At 60.6% G+C, this 15,935-nt stretch carries 10 protein-coding genes; 8 read left to right on the top strand and 2 right to left on the bottom strand.

Features of this window, described 5'->3' with window-relative positions; genetic code table 11:
• Positions 1-177 precede the first annotated feature (177 nt).
• From recC to DBR18_RS15115, 6 genes are all read left to right on the top strand, one after another.
• Positions 178-3,630, top strand: a complete 3,453-nt coding sequence (gene recC / locus DBR18_RS15090; protein WP_108590902.1) for an exodeoxyribonuclease V subunit gamma — start codon at positions 178-180, stop codon at positions 3,628-3,630.
• A complete protein-coding gene (recB, locus tag DBR18_RS15095) occupies positions 3,627-7,316 on the top strand; it encodes an exodeoxyribonuclease V subunit beta (RefSeq protein ID WP_108590903.1) in 3,690 nt (1,229 codons plus the stop codon). Before recC ends, recB begins: the two co-directional genes overlap by 4 nt.
• Entirely contained in the window at positions 7,313-9,421 is a 2,109-nt protein-coding gene (gene recD, locus DBR18_RS15100; RefSeq protein ID WP_108590904.1) for an exodeoxyribonuclease V subunit alpha, read from the top strand. Before recB ends, recD begins: the two co-directional genes overlap by 4 nt.
• A gap of 115 nt (positions 9,422-9,536) precedes the next feature.
• Positions 9,537-10,112: a YfiR family protein gene (locus DBR18_RS15105; protein WP_108590905.1), complete on the top strand. Its 576-nt coding sequence runs from the start codon at positions 9,537-9,539 to the stop codon at positions 10,110-10,112.
• On the top strand, positions 10,109-11,377 hold the full coding sequence (locus tag DBR18_RS15110; RefSeq protein ID WP_108590906.1) for a diguanylate cyclase domain-containing protein: 1,269 nt from the start codon (positions 10,109-10,111) through the stop codon (positions 11,375-11,377). The genes DBR18_RS15105 and DBR18_RS15110 overlap by 4 nt, the downstream gene beginning before the upstream one ends.
• Positions 11,378-11,421: 44 nt before the next feature.
• Positions 11,422-11,877 (top strand): OmpA family protein, encoded by a 456-nt coding sequence (locus DBR18_RS15115; RefSeq protein ID WP_177482391.1) that lies wholly within the window; start codon positions 11,422-11,424, stop codon positions 11,875-11,877.
• Here DBR18_RS15115 and DBR18_RS15120 read toward each other — a convergent pair.
• Positions 11,874-12,821 (bottom strand): LysR family transcriptional regulator, encoded by a 948-nt coding sequence (locus DBR18_RS15120; protein ID WP_108590908.1) that lies wholly within the window; start codon positions 12,819-12,821, stop codon positions 11,874-11,876. The two genes, DBR18_RS15115 and DBR18_RS15120, sit on opposite strands and share 4 nt — an antisense overlap.
• 149 nt (positions 12,822-12,970) lie before the next feature.
• Here DBR18_RS15120 and DBR18_RS15125 point away from each other — a divergent pair, with 149 nt between their 5' ends.
• Together DBR18_RS15125 and mmsB are read left to right on the top strand one after the other, a co-directional pair.
• Positions 12,971-14,497, top strand: coding sequence for a CoA-acylating methylmalonate-semialdehyde dehydrogenase (locus tag DBR18_RS15125; RefSeq protein WP_083367084.1), 1,527 nt, complete (start codon positions 12,971-12,973; stop codon positions 14,495-14,497).
• A gap of 9 nt (positions 14,498-14,506) precedes the next feature.
• Positions 14,507-15,394 (top strand): 3-hydroxyisobutyrate dehydrogenase, encoded by an 888-nt coding sequence (gene mmsB, locus DBR18_RS15130; protein ID WP_108590909.1) that lies wholly within the window; start codon positions 14,507-14,509, stop codon positions 15,392-15,394.
• 342 nt (positions 15,395-15,736) lie between these two features.
• Here mmsB and DBR18_RS29240 read toward each other — a convergent pair.
• The coding region (locus DBR18_RS29240) for a cupin domain-containing protein (protein ID WP_256588715.1) at positions 15,737-15,935 on the bottom strand (199 nt) is incomplete at its 5' end.

Here is a 15,935-nt window from a genome sequence, read left to right on the forward strand (position 1 = left end):
GTGAGAGTAGGTCATCGTCAAGATTAAATTCCGAAACCCCAATTGCGAAAGCAGTTGGGGTTTTGTTTTGCCCGCAGGAAAGTTCCTACGGTACGCAGGTGCCCCTTCCGGCTGTCACAGCCAGCCGACAGTGCTAAGGTTCTGCCTTGGCTTTTGTACTTTTCCAAGGAAGCTTTTATGCCGGACGCCTCGTCCCTCAATGCCGCATTCATGGTGGTCCAGAGCAATAGCCTGGACGAGCTGCGCAGCCTGGTGGTCAGCATTATGCGGCGCTATCCATTGGCGCCCTTGGAGAACGAAATCGCGCTGGTGCAGAGCAACGGTATTGCCCAATGGCTCAAGTTGGCATTGGCTGAGGATCCCCAGGACGATGATCTCGGTGGTTGCGGAATTGCTGCAGCCATCGACGTGCAATTACCCGGCAGCTTTATGTGGCAGCTCTACCGCATGGTCTTGGGCCGAGATGAAATCCCTGCCAAATCCCTGCTCGACAAGGCACCATTGACCTGGCGATTGATGCGTCTGTTACCCCAGTTGATCGACCGTCCGCATTTCGAGCCGCTCCAGCGCTTCCTCACCCACGACACCGACCTGCGTAAGCGTTATCAGTTGTCTGAACGCCTGGCGGATCTTTTCGACCAACATCAGGTGTATCGCGCGGATTGGCTTGAAGACTGGGCGCAAGGTTTCCATCAATTACGTAATGTCAGGGGCGAAATCAAACCCCTGCCGCCAACCAGTTGCTGGCAGGCCGAACTCTGGCGTGCGCTGTTGCAGGATGTTGGTGAGCAGGGCATGGCTCAAAGTCGTGCGGGTGTTCATCAGCGGTTTATCGAAAGAATAAACACCCTCGAGGTCGCACCCGCAGGCCTGCCCTCGCGTGTGATCGTTTTTGGTATTTCTTCATTGCCGGCTCAAGTGCTTGAGGCTCTGGCCGGACTCGCACGTTTCAGCCAAGTCCTGCTTTGCGTACACAACCCTTGCCGTCACCACTGGGCCGATATCGTCGCCGACAAAGATCTGCTGCGCCACCAATACAAGCGCCAGAGCCGCAAGACCGGCATGCCCTTCGTACTTGATCCTGACACCTTGCATCAATATGCCCATCCGCTGCTCGCCGCGTGGGGCAAACAAGGTCGCGACTACATCAACCTGCTCGACAGCTACGATGATCCAAACAGTTATCGCGCGGCATTTCGTGACGGGCGCATCGACCTGTTCAGCGAAACGCAGCCGCAGAACCTGCTCAATCAGCTCCAGGACGACATCCTGGAGTTGCGACCACTTGATGAAACCCGTGAGCATTGGCCCGCTGTCGATCTGACGCAGGATGAGTCGATCCGCTTTCACATCGCCCACAGCGCTCAGCGTGAGGTCGAGATTCTTCACGATCAGTTGTTGGCCCGCTTCAGCGCCAATCCCGAACTGCGACCGCGCGACGTGATCGTAATGGTGCCGGACATCGACAGTTATGCCCCGCACATCCGCGCGGTGTTTGGCCAGCTCGAGCGACACGATCCGCGCTTCATCCCGTTCACCCTGGCCGATCAGGGGCAGCGCGGTCGTGATCCCTTGCTGATTGCCGTCGAGCACCTGCTCAAATTGCCGGACAGTCGTTTTCCGGTCAGTGAAATCCTCGATTTGCTCGACGTTCCCGCCTTACGTGCCCGATTCGGTGTTGAGGAACGTGATTTGCCGACCCTGCATCGCTGGATTGAAGGTGCTGGCGTGCGCTGGGGCATGAATGCCGAGCAACGGGCGGGTCTGGGACTGCCGGATGAACTCGAACAAAACAGCTGGCATTTTGGCTTGCGCCGGATGCTGCTCGGTTACGCTGTCGGCAGCTCCAATGCCTGTGCGGGCATCGAACCTTATGACGAAATCGGTGGGCTTGATGCTGCGCTGATCGGACCTTTGGTCGCGTTGCTTGATGCGCTGGAAGTGGCGCATCGGGAGCTCATGCAGCCAGCGCAACCCGATGAGTGGGGCCGACGTCTCCAGGCGCTGATGCAATTGTTCTTCAAGGCCTGCAATGAACATGACGACTTCTTGCTGACCCAGCTGGAAGAACTTCGCGAGACCTGGCTGGACACCTGCGAATCGGTAGGCCTGACAGATGAACTGCCGCTGACAGTAGTTCGTGAGGCGTGGCTTGCCGGTCTGGATCAGGGCCGGTTGTCCCAGCGTTTTCTCGCCGGTGCTGTGAATTTCTGCACCTTGATGCCGATGCGTGCGATTCCCTTCAAACTCGTCTGTTTGCTGGGAATGAATGATGGTGACTATCCACGCGCGCAGCCGCCCCTGGATTTCGATCTGATGGGCAGCGACTACCGTCCGGGAGATCGTTCCCGACGGGAGGACGACCGTTATCTATTGCTGGAAGCGTTACTGTCTGCGCGCAATCAGCTCTATATCAGTTGGGTCGGCCGCAGCATTCGCGACAACAGCGAGCGCCCGGCGTCGGTGCTGATCGGGCAACTGCGAGACCATCTCGCCAGTGGCTGGCGATTGATCGACGAGAGCACGAATCTGCTGGAGGCGTTAACCGAGGAGCATCCGTTGCAACCGTTCAGTGCGCGTTACTTCCATGAGGGCAATCAACTATTCAGCTATGCCAGAGAATGGCAGGTCTTGCATCAACCCGCTCAGAGCCTAAATGCGGAGCAGTTGCTCGATCCCTATATTCAGGAAGAACCTCTCACTCTGGTCCTGCTACAGGACTTCCTGCGCAACCCGGTTCGCCACTTTTTCACCCAGCGACTCAAGGTGTATTTCGAGGCCGCTGAAGCGCCACTGGCGGACGAGGAGCCTTTTGTACTCGATGCATTGCAACGCTATACCCTCAGCGACAGCCTGCTCGACGCGGCACTCCGGCAACCCGACAATATCGATCAGGTGCTTGAGGCGCAGGCCCGTCGCCTGCAAAACAGTGGTCTGCTGCCCATGGCCGGTTTCGGTGAGTGCCTGCAGCGTGAGTTGATCGAACCGCTGCCGGATTTGCTTCAGCGTTTCCAACAGTTGCTCACGTTATGGCCAACACCGCTGACCAGCGCGGTTCCGGTCAGCCTCCAGTTGCAGGGACTGCGCCTGGAAGGTTGGCTCGCCAGCTTGCATCAGCGTGCCGATGGAGGACTGCTATCAGTCACGACCATTCCAAACAGCATCGGCTCGATCAAGAGTCGAAAATGGCACCGGTTGACCAGACCGTGGGTCAATCATCTTGTCGCCTGTGCCCGCGGACTATCGATGACCACTGCGTTGGTAGCCAGTGATGACACGCTTTTGCTCGATCCCATGGAGGAGGACCGGGCGTTGCGTTTCCTCGGTGATCTGCTGCTCGCCTGGCAGGCTGGAATGCGCCAGCCGCTGCCGATCGCAGTAAAAACGGCATTTGCCTGGCTGTCCCAGTCGGATCCGCTCAAGGCGCAAGCTTCGGCCCGCAAAGCCTATGAAGGTGATGGCCAGACCAGCGAAGGCGAGCGTCGTGAGAGCCCGGCGCTGTCCCGGCAATTTGCCGACTTTGATTCGCTACTCAGCGATGAGACATTTTCGGGTTGGTGCGACGCCTTGTATCGCCCTCTATATGAAGCGCCTTGGCGCTCACTCGCAAGTGAAGGCGGACGCGCATGAGTTCGAAGACTCCGCTTGCACTGGCCTTCCCGCTGCACGGCAGCCAGTTGATCGAAGCCAGTGCCGGTACCGGCAAAACCTTCACCATTTCCGCCCTGTATCTGCGGCTGATCCTCGGCCATGGCGGCGACCGGAATGGTTTCGGCCGTGAGTTATTGCCTCCGCAAATCCTCGTGGTGACCTTTACCGATGCGGCAACCAAGGAGCTGCGTGAGCGGATTCGCACACGACTGGCCGAGGCTGCCCGGTTTTTCCGGGATGAGATCCCGGCGCCTGATGCTTTGATTGCTGATCTGCGCGAGCAATATCCTCCGCAACAATGGTCTGGCTGCGCCAATCGCCTGGATATTGCCGCGCAATGGATGGACGAGGCCGCCGTTTCGACCATTCACAGTTGGTGTCAACGCATGTTGCGTGAGCACGCCTTCGACAGCGGCAGCCTGTTTACTCAATCCCTTGAAACCGATCACAGCGATCTGCTCGGCGAGGTGCTGCGCGACTACTGGCGCCTGTTCTGCTATCCCATGCAGGGCGATGTCCTCAATTGGGTTCGCAACAACTGGGGTGGACCTGCGGCGTTGCTGCCTCGAGTGCGCGGGTTGTTTGCCAGCGAACGCGACAGCGACGAAGGCAAGCCCCCGGCAGAGCTGATCGACGAGTGTCTGCAGGAGCGTCGTGCGGCCTTGCTTGAGCTGAAGATGCCCTGGCGGCAATGGGCTGATGAGCTGCTCGTCATTTGTCATGAGGGCGTTGCAAATAAAGTCGTCGACGGTCGAAAGATGCAGGCCCGGTACTTTGAACCCTGGTTTGAAAAGCTCAAGGCCTGGGCTGAAGAGGAGTCACTGGAGCAACTGGACATCGGCACCGGCTTCACCCGGCTCACGCCCGACGGCATGGCCGAGGCCTGGAAAGGCCAGGCGCCGAGCCATCCGGGACTCGATGCAATGGCAGGGCTCAAGTCGAGTCTCGATGCATTGCCGACCCCTGATGCGGCAGTCCTGCAACATGCTGCCAAATGGGTAGGTGCGCGCTTTGAAGAAGAGAAGCGTCGCCGCGCCGAGATGGGGTTCGATGACATGTTGCTGCGGCTTGACGCGGCACTGCAGTCCGATGGTGCGGAGCGCCTTGCCACGCTGATCCGCGAACAGTTTCCGGTCGCGCTGATCGACGAGTTTCAGGACACCGATCCGGTGCAGTACCGGATCTTCGAAAGTATCTATCGTATCGAGGAAAACACGCCAGACACCGGCCTGTTCCTGATCGGCGACCCCAAACAGGCTATCTACGCGTTCCGTGGCGCCGATATCTACACTTACCTGCGTGCACGTGAGGCTACAGCCGGCCGACTGCACACGCTGGGTACCAACTTCCGCTCCAGCCACGGCATGGTGAAAGCGGTCAATCATGTGTTCGAACGCGCCGAGTCCCGAGAGCTGGGGCGCGGCGCGTTTCTGTTTCGGCAGAAAACCGGCAAGAATCCGGTACCGTTTCTACCTGTTGAGTCTCAGGGCCGTAAAGAATGGCTACAGATTGCCGGACAGGACGTTGCGGCGCTGAATGTCTGGCACCTGCCCAGCGATCAGCCGCTGTCCGGCGCGGTCTATCGCCAGCAACTGGCTGCGGCCTGCGCCAGCGAAATCACCGCATTGCTCAACGGCGGGCAAGCAGGGCACGCAGGATTTGTTCAGAGCGCCAAGGACTTCAGAGGACTGCGTCCTTCAGATATTGCGATTCTGGTCCGCGATGGCAAGGAGGCGCAGTCTGTTCGTGGCGAACTGGCTGCGCGTGGCGTGCGCAGCGTCTACCTTTCGGACAAGGATTCGGTTTTCGCTGCCCAGGAAGCCCATGACTTGCTGTCGTGGCTCAAAGCCTGCGCCGAACCGGACGTCGAGCGCTCACTTAAGGCTGCGCTGGCCTGCATCACTCTCAACTTGCCACTGGTGGAGCTGGAACGCCTGAATCAGGACGAGTTGGTCTGGGAAACCCGGGTCATGCAGTTTCGTGGTTATCGCGAATTGTGGCGCAAGCAAGGTGTATTGCCGATGCTGCGTCGATTGCTGCACGACTTCCAGCTGCCACAGATCCTCATGGCACGCAGCGACGGCGAGCGTGTGCTGACCAACCTGTTGCACTTGTCGGAATTACTGCAACAGGCTGCTGCCGAACTCGACGGCGAACAGGCGCTGATCCGGCATCTGGCCGAACACCTGGCATTGTCCGGTCAGGCGGGGGAAGAGCAGATTCTGCGTCTGGAAAGCGATGAGCAACTGGTCAAGGTCGTGACCATCCACAAGTCGAAAGGTCTTGAATATCCACTGGTGTTCCTGCCGTTCATCTGCTCGGCAAAACCGGTGGATGGCAGCCGCTTGCCACTCAATTACCACGACGCGTCGGGTAAGGCACAGGTGAGTCTGAAGCCGACTGCCGAGTTGATTGCCTTGGCCGATGATGAGCGCCTTGCCGAAGATCTGCGTCTGCTCTACGTGGCGTTGACCCGCGCGCAGCACGCCTGCTGGCTGGGTGTGACGGATCTCAAACGCGGCAATAACAACAGTTCTGTACTGCACCTTTCGGCTCTGGGCTACTTGCTCGGTGGTGGCGAAACACTGGGCGAGTCCACGGGATTGAAGCGCTGGCTGCAGGACCTGCAACAGGATTGTCCGGCCATCGCCATCGCTGACATGCCCCAACCCACGGACGAGCATTATCAGCCACCGCGTAATGAAGCGACGCTCAGCGCGACCCTGTTGCCCAAGCGCAAGGCCAGTGAAAACTGGTGGATTGCGTCCTATAGCGCCTTGCGCATCAGTGATGTGCTGAGTGTTGGCAGTGATGAGGCACCGGATAGTCCGCAGGCACAAAAACTGTATGATGACGAGCGCCTCGATCCTGAAGCACCGAGAGAACTCATCGCCGGTGGTTCCGATATCCATCGGTTCCCCCGCGGCCCCAACCCGGGGACATTCCTCCACGGCTTGCTGGAGTGGGCGGGCGAAGAGGGTTTCACCGTTCAGCGCGCTGCGCTGGAGGACGCGATTGCCCGACGCTGCAACCTGCGTGGCTGGAAAGGCTGGATCGCCACGTTGAGTGACTGGCTGGAGCATCTGCTGAAGACACCGTTACCCGCAGGTGCGGGTCGAGCACCGGTGGTACTGGAGCGATTGAAACAATACCGGGTCGAGATGGAATTCTGGTTCGCCAGCCATCAGGTCGACGTGCTCAAGCTCGATGAGCTGGTACGCCAGCACACCCACAATGGCGTGGCGCGGGTAGCTGCCGAGCCGGTGCAGCTCAACGGGATGTTCAAGGGATTCATTGACTTGACCTTTGAACACGATGGCCGTTACTACGTGGCTGACTACAAGTCCAACTGGTTGGGTGTCGACGACATGGCATATACCGAACAGGCCATGGAGCGCTCGATTCTGGACAACCGCTATGACCTGCAATATGTGCTGTACCTTTTGGCACTGCATCGCCAACTCAGGGCGCGGCTGCCCGACTACGATTACGACCGGCATGTAGGGGGGGCGCTGTACCTGTTCCTGCGTGGCACGCGGTCGGACAGTCGCGGCGTGTATTTTGCCCGTCCGCCACGAGAACTCATCGAAAGCCTGGACCGCTTGTTCCAGGGTAAACCTGCACCCAAAGCCGAACCCGCATGGGAACAGGGAATCCTGCTATGAACCGTACCTTCGCCGATCTGCTGCCGACCCCGTTGGCCGACGACAGTCTGTCGACCTTGTCGCCTTTGACCCGCGCCGATGATTTACTGCTGTTGCTGACCCGCTGGGTTGAACGGGGCTGGCTGCGTTCACTGGACAAAGCGTTTGTCGCGTTCCTTCATGAGCTGGCGCCCGGGGCTGATCCGTTGGTGCTGCTCGCTGCCGCGTTGACCAGTCATCAGCTCGGTCACGGGCATGTGTGTCTGGATTTGTTCGAAACTCTCAAGGCCCCGGATTTTGCTTTGTCGCTCCCTCCCGAAGGGGATGTGCAAGGGGGGGCTCTACTGCTGCCATCGCAACTGCTCGAAGCCCTCGACGGCGCTCATTGGTGCAAGGTGCTGGCGGGCAGTCCTCTGGTCGCGCTGGCGGCTGACGCAAGCGCAGTAGCGCATGAACGCCCCTTGGTGTTGTCCGGGAAGCGCCTGTATCTACGCCGCTATTGGGCCTATGAACGACGTATCGACAGCGCATTGCGCTTGCGTCTGGCGCAGGGCGAAGTACCGCCAGCGAACCTGCCGCAGCGGTTGAGTGAGTTGTTTGGAACCAGCAAGCCGGATGCAGTGGTCGACTGGCAGAAACTTGCCTGTGCCCTTGCCACCCGTGGTGCGTTCAGTATCGTCACCGGGGGGCCGGGCACCGGCAAGACCACCACGGTGGTGCGTCTGCTCGCGCTGCTGCAGGCGCCGGCAGTGGAGGCCGGTCAGCCGTTGCGCATCCGCCTGGCGGCGCCGACCGGCAAAGCCGCTGCGCGGTTGACCGAGTCCATCAGCCAGCAAGTACAGTCGCTTAAGGTCACCGACGCCGTACGCGAGAAAATCCCCTGCGATGTGACCACGGTGCATCGTCTGCTCGGCAGTCGTCCGGGTACCCGGCATTTTCGGCATCACGCCGGCAACCGCTTGCCGCTGGATGTGCTGGTGGTCGATGAAGCCTCGATGATCGACCTGGAAATGATGGCCAATCTGCTCGATGCGTTGCCGGCGCATGCGCGACTGGTACTGCTTGGCGACAAGGACCAACTTGCGTCCGTCGAGGCCGGCGCGGTACTGGGCGACCTGTGCCGCGATGCCGAGGCGGGTTGGTACAGCCCGCAGACCCGGCAGTGGCTGCAATCGATGAGTGGCGAATCCCTGCAGGACAGCGGTCTGCTCGAGGATAACGATGGCTCGCACCCGCTGGCCCAGCAACTGGTGATGCTGCGTCATTCCCGACGATTCGGTGAAGGCAGCGGCATCGGCCAGCTGGCGCGGCGAGTCAATCAGCAATTGCCGGAAGAGGCGCGCCAGTTGCTCGAGGCCGGTCATTACGCTGATGTGTACTCGCTGCCGCTCAAGGGCGAGCGTGACCACAAACTCGAACGTTTGCTGCTGGAGGGCCACGGCGACGGCCCGCAGGGTTACCGCCATTATTTGAGTGTGTTGCGCAACCAGCGCCCACCGCAAGGCAGACCGCTGGAACACCCGGACTGGACCAACTGGGCGCGCGAGGTGTTGCAGGCATTCGACACCTTCCAGTTGCTCTGCGCGGTACGCAAAGGCCCGTGGGGCGTTGAAGGCCTCAACCAGCGCATCACCGAGGCGCTGCTCAAGGCGCGGCTGATCGACAGCGACCAGCAATGGTACGAAGGCCGCCCGGTATTGATGACCCGTAACGACTATGGTCTGGGCTTGATGAACGGCGATATCGGCATCGCCCTCAAATTGCCGGAGCGTGAAGGCCCCGAGGCTGGCAAACCGGTGCTGCGCGTGGCGTTCCCGCGTAACGACGGGCAGGGTGGTGTGCGCTTTGTGTTGCCGAGCCGGCTCAACGATGTCGAGACGGTTTACGCCATGACCGTGCATAAATCCCAAGGCTCGGAATTCGCCCACACGGCATTGATTCTGCCGGATGCCTTGAATCCGGTGCTGACCAAGGAGCTGATCTACACCGGCATTACTCGCGCGAAAAACTGGTTCACGCTGATTGAACCGCGTGTTGGCGTGTTCGAGGAAGCGGTGCAGCGCAAGGTCAAACGCCTCAGCGGGCTGATGCTCGAACTGGAAGAGAGCGTCGCGTCCCGGGATTGAAACTACCTTGAAAAAAGCGCGCATTGACTCGTCGGTCAGGGCGCCGTGTCGCTGGTGTTTCGACGCTGTGCTATCGTTGCGGCATCATTTCGGTACGATCCAAGAGAATCCCTGCATGAAGGTGGCTGTCTGGGCGACAGAGCGCGTAGTTGGCTGCAAACGGCTGTTGTTTGCCGGCCTGCTCTGGTTGCTGGCGGGCGTGGCTGTTGCCCAATCACAAGTGCCGGCCGGCATGGCCGAACAGCGTGCCAAATCGGTCACTCAGGTTGTTCTCGGCATCCTCAGTTATGCGCGCTGGCCGGTGGAGCCGGCACAATTGCGCCTGTGCATCGTCGGCCCCACCGAGTACACCGACGATCTGGTCAAAGGCACAACGCAGGCCACGGGCCGACCGGTCACCGTGCGTCGGTTGCTGGCCGATAACCCGGCCATCGTCAGCGAATGCGATGCGGTATACATCGGCAAACTCACGGCGGACGAGCGCAGCCGACTGTTTGCCTCGCTGATCGGCCATCCGGTACTGAGCATCAGCGAAGGCGGCGATCAATGCACGGTCGGCAGCCTGTTCTGCCTGCGCGTCGGTGACGAGCAAGTGTCGTTCGAGGTCAATCTCGATTCGGTCGCGCGCAGTGGCGTGCGCATCCACCCCAGCGTTCTGCAGCTGTCACGCCGCAAACCGGCGGCGCCATGAAGTTGTTCAGATCCAATATCCGCCCGACGCTAGGCTCGGTCATCGGCCGAGGGCATTTGATTGTCGCGTTGGTCGGGGTCGCGATGGCCAGTGTTTCGCTGACCTTGCTCGGGGTTCTGGCGCTGCGGGTGTATGCCGACCACAACCTGCACCTGATCGCACGATCGATCAGCTACACCGTCGAAGCCGCCGTAGTATTCAATGACAAACCCGCCGCAACGGAAGCGCTGGCCCTGATCGCCTCCACCGAAGAAGTGGCGGACGCCCAGGTTTTCGATGCGCAGGGCCAACTGCTGGCGCGTTGGCAGCGGCCCGAAAACGGCCTGTTTTCCGAGCTGGAAATGCAGGCTGCCCGTACCATTCTGGAAAAACCCATCAGCCTGCCGATCGTGCATCAGGATCGTGAGATAGGGCGCATTCTGCTGGTCGGTCACGGCGGTAGCCTCATGCGCTTTTTGCTCAGCGGTCTGGCCGGGATCATCCTGTGTACCGCCATCAGTGCCTGGGTCGCGCTCTATCTCGCGCGCCGACAGTTACGCGGTATTACCGGACCACTGCGTAGCCTCGCAACGGTGGCCCACGCTGCCCGCAGCGAGCGCGCGCTGGATCGACGCGTGCCGCCGGCGCAGATCGCCGAACTGGATAACCTCGGCAACGACTTCAATGCCCTGCTCGACGAACTCGAGTCCTGGCAGACCCACCTGCAAAGCGAGAACGAAACCCTCGCCCACCAGGCCAGCCACGACAGCCTCACCGGCCTGCCCAACCGGGCCTTTTTCGAAGGCCGGTTGATCCGTGCCCTGCGTAATGCCGGCAAGCTCAATGAGCGGGTGGCGGTGCTGTTTCTCGACAGTGATCGCTTCAAAGGCATCAATGACAACTTCGGGCATGCGGCTGGCGATGCGGTGCTGGTAGCGGTCGCCAGTCGGGTGCGCGCGCAACTGCGCGAAGAGGATCTGGTGGCGCGGCTGGGCGGCGATGAGTTCGCCGTGCTGCTCGCGCCGTTGCACAAGGTCGAAGACGCCGAGCGCATTGCCGACAAGATTCTCGCCAGCATGGACATGCCCATCGCACTGCCGGGCGACACCAGTGTGGTGACGTCGCTCAGTATCGGCATTGCGGTTTTCCCCGATCATGGGGCCACGCCGGGAGGCTTGCTGGATGCTGCCGATGCGGCGATGTATCAGGCCAAGCGCTTGTCGCGTGGTGCCCAATTTACTGCCGGATCGGAGGATCCGGTCGTCAATCTTCAAACCAGGAGCTGATTTTCGTGTTCACATTCCCCGCTCGACTGTTTTCCGCTTTGCTGATGATCGCCGTACTGGCGCTGACCGGTTGCCAGACCGCACCGCAAAAAGGCCTGACCCCGGCGCAGATCGCCGTACTCAAGCAACAGGGCTTTGAGCCGACCGACGAGGGCTGGGAGTTTGGCCTGTCGGGCAAAGTGTTGTTTGGCAGCGATATCGAAAGCCTGAATAACCAGAGCACCGAGATCGTCGAGCGCATCGGCAAGGCGCTGGTCGGCGTCGGCATCGAGCGCGTGCGGGTCGACGGCCACACCGATGCGTCGGGCAAGGAAACCTACAACCAGCAACTGTCGCTGCGTCGGGCCAAGAGTGTGGCCAAGGTGCTGACCACCGTCGGCATGAAAGAACAAAATATCCAGTTGCAGGGCCTGGGCAGCAGCGAGCCGGTGGCGTCCAACAATACCGCCTCCGGACGCACCGAGAACCGCCGGGTGTCGATTGTGGTCAGCGCCGACTAATCGGCAAACCGCATTTCCCGCGTCTGCCCCATCAACAGCGCCTGATTGCGCTCGGTCACCTCACGGATGTAATCCCACAACAGGGTGATCCGCTTCAACTTCCTCAGATCCTCCCGGCAGTACATCCAGAACTGCCGGGTAATGTCGATTTCCTCCGGCAGCACCGGCAGCAGGCGCGGATCCTGCGCCGCGAGGAAGCACGGCAGAATCGCCAGTGAACGGCCTTGCTGCGCCGCGACGAACTGCGCGATGACGCTGGTGCTGCGCAGGTTTGCGCTGGCGCCGGGCAGCACGTTCGCCAAGTACAGCAGCTCCGAGCTGAACGCCAGATCATCCACATAACTGATGAATTGATGCTTGCCCAGATCGGCCGGGCGGCGGATCGGTGGGTGTTTGTCGAGATAGTCCTGGGTTGCGTACAGCTGCAAGCGGTAGTCGCAGAGTTTGCAGCACACGTACGGGCCGTGTTCCGGACGTTCCAGGGCAATGACGATATCCGCTTCACGTTTGGACAGGCTGATGAAGTGCGGCAGCGGCAGGATGTCCACCGAGATCGCCGGGTAGGCGTCGACGAAATGGCTCAGTTGCGGGGTGATGAAAAAGCTGCCGAAACCTTCGGTGCAACCCATGCGCACGTGCCCCGATAGCGCGACACCGGAACCGGAGACCTGCTCGCAGGCCATGTGCAATGTGCTTTCAATCGACTCGGCATAACCCAGCAGACGCTGGCCTTCGCTGGTCAGCACAAAACCGCTGGTGCGCGATTTTTCGAACAGCAATGTACCCAACGCCGCTTCCAGTGAACTGATGCGCCGCGACACAGTGGTGTAGTCCACCGCCAGGCGTTTGGCTGCGGTGCTGGCCTTGCGGGTGCGGGCGACTTCGAGGAAAAACTTCAGGTCGTCCCAGTTCAGCGACCCCAGGGAGGTGATGTTTTTTTGCATGATGGACGGGCTTATATGTGCGTTCTTATTAGAAGTTTGCACATCTATACTCCAAAAACAGTCCGACAACCAATTCGTGACACACGCCTCATCTCAAGGCGAACCTTTCGCCTTGGCTCCTACGATAAAAACAAGTTTCGGAGACCAGCATGAACGCATCGCTTACGCCCAACGAAACCACGGTCCAGAAGGTCAAGCTGCTGATCGACGGCGAGTGGGTCGAATCGCAGACCACCGAGTGGCACGACATCGTCAACCCGGCGACCCAGCAAGTGCTGGCCAAGGTGCCGTTTGCCACTGCCGCTGAAGTCGATGCCGCCATCAGTGCCGCACACCGCGCCTTCCAGACCTGGAAACTGACCCCGATCGGCGCGCGCATGCGCATCATGCTCAAGCTGCAGGCGCTGATCCGTGAACACTCCAAACGCATCGCCGTGGTGCTGAGCGCCGAGCAGGGCAAGACCATTGCCGACGCCGAGGGCGATATTTTCCGTGGCCTGGAAGTGGTCGAGCACGCCTGTTCCATCGGCACCCTGCAAATGGGCGAGTTCGCCGAAAACGTGGCCGGCGGCGTCGATACCTACACCCTGCGCCAGCCAATCGGCGTGTGCGCCGGCATTACGCCGTTCAACTTCCCGGCGATGATTCCGCTGTGGATGTTCCCGATGGCGATCGCTTGCGGTAACACCTTCGTCTTGAAGCCTTCGGAGCAGGATCCGCTGTCGACCATGCTGCTGGTGGAGCTGGCAATCGAGGCTGGCGTTCCGGCAGGCGTGCTCAACGTCGTTCATGGTGGTAAAGACGTGGTTGATGGCCTGTGCACCCACAAGGACATCAAAGCGGTGTCGTTCGTCGGTTCGACCGCCGTCGGTACGCACGTCTACGACCTGGCCGGCAAGCACGGCAAACGCGTGCAATCGATGATGGGCGCTAAGAACCATGCCGTGGTGCTGCCGGACGCCAATCGCGAGCAAGCGCTGAATGCGCTGGTCGGCGCCGGCTTCGGTGCGGCCGGTCAGCGTTGCATGGCCACCTCGGTGGTGGTGCTGGTCGGTGCAGCGAAACAATGGCTGCCGGACCTGAAAGCGCTGGCGCAGAAACTCAAGGTCAACGCCGGCAGTGAGCCGGGCACCGATGTCGGCCCGGTAATCTCGAAGAAAGCCAAGGCGCGGATTCTCGACCTGATCGAAAGCGGCATCAAGGAAGGCGCCAAGCTTGAGCTCGATGGTCGCGACATCAAGGTGCCGGGCTACGAGCAAGGCAACTTCGTCGGCCCGACCCTGTTCTCGGGCGTGACCACCGACATGCAGATCTACACCCAGGAAATCTTCGGCCCGGTGCTGGTGGTGCTGGAGGTCGACACCCTTGATCAGGCCATCGCACTGGTCAATGCCAACCCGTTCGGCAACGGCACGGGCCTGTTCACCCAGAGCGGTGCGGCGGCGCGCAAATTCCAGACGGAAATCGACGTCGGCCAAGTCGGCATCAACATCCCGATTCCAGTGCCAGTGCCGTTCTTCAGCTTCACCGGCTCGCGCGGTTCGAAACTCGGCGACCTTGGCCCGTACGGCAAGCAAGTGGTGCAGTTCTACACCCAGACCAAAACGGTCACAGCGCGCTGGTTCGATGACGACAGCGTCAACGACGGCGTGAACACCACCATCAACCTGCGCTGAGGAATCGCCATGAAAATCGCATTTATCGGTCTGGGCAACATGGGCGCGCCGATGGCGCGCAACCTGATCAAGGCCGGCCACTCGCTGAATCTTGTAGACCTGAACAAGACGGTGCTGGCGGAACTCGAGCAACTGGGCGGCACCATCCGCGCTTCCGCCCGCGAAGCCTCCGAAGACGCCGAACTGGTGATCACCATGCTTCCGGCCGCCGTGCATGTACGCAGCGTCTGGCTGGGTGAGGACGGTGTGCTGGCCGGTATCGGCAAAGGCGTGCCGGCGGTGGATTGCAGCACCATCGATCCGCAGACCGCCCGCGATGTGGCCGCTGCGGCAGCCAAACAAGGCGTGGCCATGGCTGATGCACCGGTCTCCGGCGGTACCGGCGGTGCAACCGCTGGCACGCTGACGTTCATGGTTGGCGCCACCCCGGAACTGTTCGCCACCCTGCAACCGGTGCTGGCGCAGATGGGCCGCAATATCGTGCATTGCGGCGAAGTTGGCACCGGGCAGATCGCCAAGATCTGCAACAACCTGCTGCTGGCGATTTCGATGGTCGGCGTCAGTGAAGCGATGGCGCTGGGCGATGCGCTGGGGATCGACACCACGGTGCTGGCCGGCATCATCAACAGCTCGACCGGGCGTTGCTGGAGTTCGGAAATGTACAACCCGTGGCCGGGCATCGTCGAAACGGCACCGGCCTCGCGCGGTTACACCGGTGGTTTCGGCGCCGAACTGATGCTCAAGGATCTGGGGCTGGCGACCGAAGCGGCGCGCCAGGCGCACCAGCCGGTGGTGCTCGGCGCCGTGGCGCAGCAGTTGTATCAGGCGATGAGCCAGCGCGGGGAAGGGGGCAAGGACTTTTCGGCGATTATCAACAGCTATCGCAAACCACAGTAACCTGGACATCAACACTTTTGTGGCAACTGAGACTTTGTGGTGAGGGGATTTATCCCCGATCGACTGCGTAGCAGTCGCAACCACTGAGCCTGCGTTTCAACTGACACAATGCTGGGGGCGCTTTGCGCCCATCGGGGATGAATCCCCTCGCCACAGGTCTCGGTTTCCACAGGTATCACTGTGGGTGTATTTAAAAATTCGCAGTAGGTGTTGCCGGGAAATCACGTCGGGTGATCTCCCGGCTTTTTTATGGGAGGCAAAAAAGATCGCAGCCTTCGGCAGCTCCTACATGGGTGAGACTAGACCCTGTAGGAGCTGCCGAAGGCTGCGATCTTTTGCTTGTCAGGCAAAGACGAAATATTTGCGCACGGTCTCCACCACTTCCCAGGTGCCTTTCATCCCCGGTTCAACCACGAAGATGTCGCCGGCGCGCAGGTGAATCGGCGCCCTGCCGTCCGGGGTGATGATGCAATAGCCTTCCTGGAAGTGGCAGTACTCCCACTTCACGTAGTCCACCCGCCACTTGCCCGGCGTACAGATC

Source organism: Pseudomonas sp. HMWF021, from assembly GCF_003061005.1.
Classification (GTDB): domain Bacteria; phylum Pseudomonadota; class Gammaproteobacteria; order Pseudomonadales; family Pseudomonadaceae; genus Aquipseudomonas.

What these genes read in the sequence shown, in the direction of transcription:
- recC (WP_108590902.1), top strand. Translation starts at nt 178, where the DNA reads ATGCCGGACGCCTCGTCCCTCAATGCCGCATTCATGGTGGTCCAGAGC.
- recB (WP_108590903.1), top strand. Translation starts at nt 3,627, where the DNA reads ATGAGTTCGAAGACTCCGCTTGCACTGGCCTTCCCGCTGCACGGCAGC.
- recD (WP_108590904.1), top strand. Translation starts at nt 7,313, where the DNA reads ATGAACCGTACCTTCGCCGATCTGCTGCCGACCCCGTTGGCCGACGAC.
- DBR18_RS15105 (WP_108590905.1), top strand. Translation starts at nt 9,537, where the DNA reads ATGAAGGTGGCTGTCTGGGCGACAGAGCGCGTAGTTGGCTGCAAACGG.
- DBR18_RS15110 (WP_108590906.1), top strand. Translation starts at nt 10,109, where the DNA reads ATGAAGTTGTTCAGATCCAATATCCGCCCGACGCTAGGCTCGGTCATC.
- DBR18_RS15115 (WP_177482391.1), top strand. Translation starts at nt 11,422, where the DNA reads ATGATCGCCGTACTGGCGCTGACCGGTTGCCAGACCGCACCGCAAAAA.
- DBR18_RS15120 (WP_108590908.1), bottom strand. Translation starts at nt 12,821, where the DNA reads ATGCAAAAAAACATCACCTCCCTGGGGTCGCTGAACTGGGACGACCTG.
- DBR18_RS15125 (WP_083367084.1), top strand. Translation starts at nt 12,971, where the DNA reads ATGAACGCATCGCTTACGCCCAACGAAACCACGGTCCAGAAGGTCAAG.
- mmsB (WP_108590909.1), top strand. Translation starts at nt 14,507, where the DNA reads ATGAAAATCGCATTTATCGGTCTGGGCAACATGGGCGCGCCGATGGCG.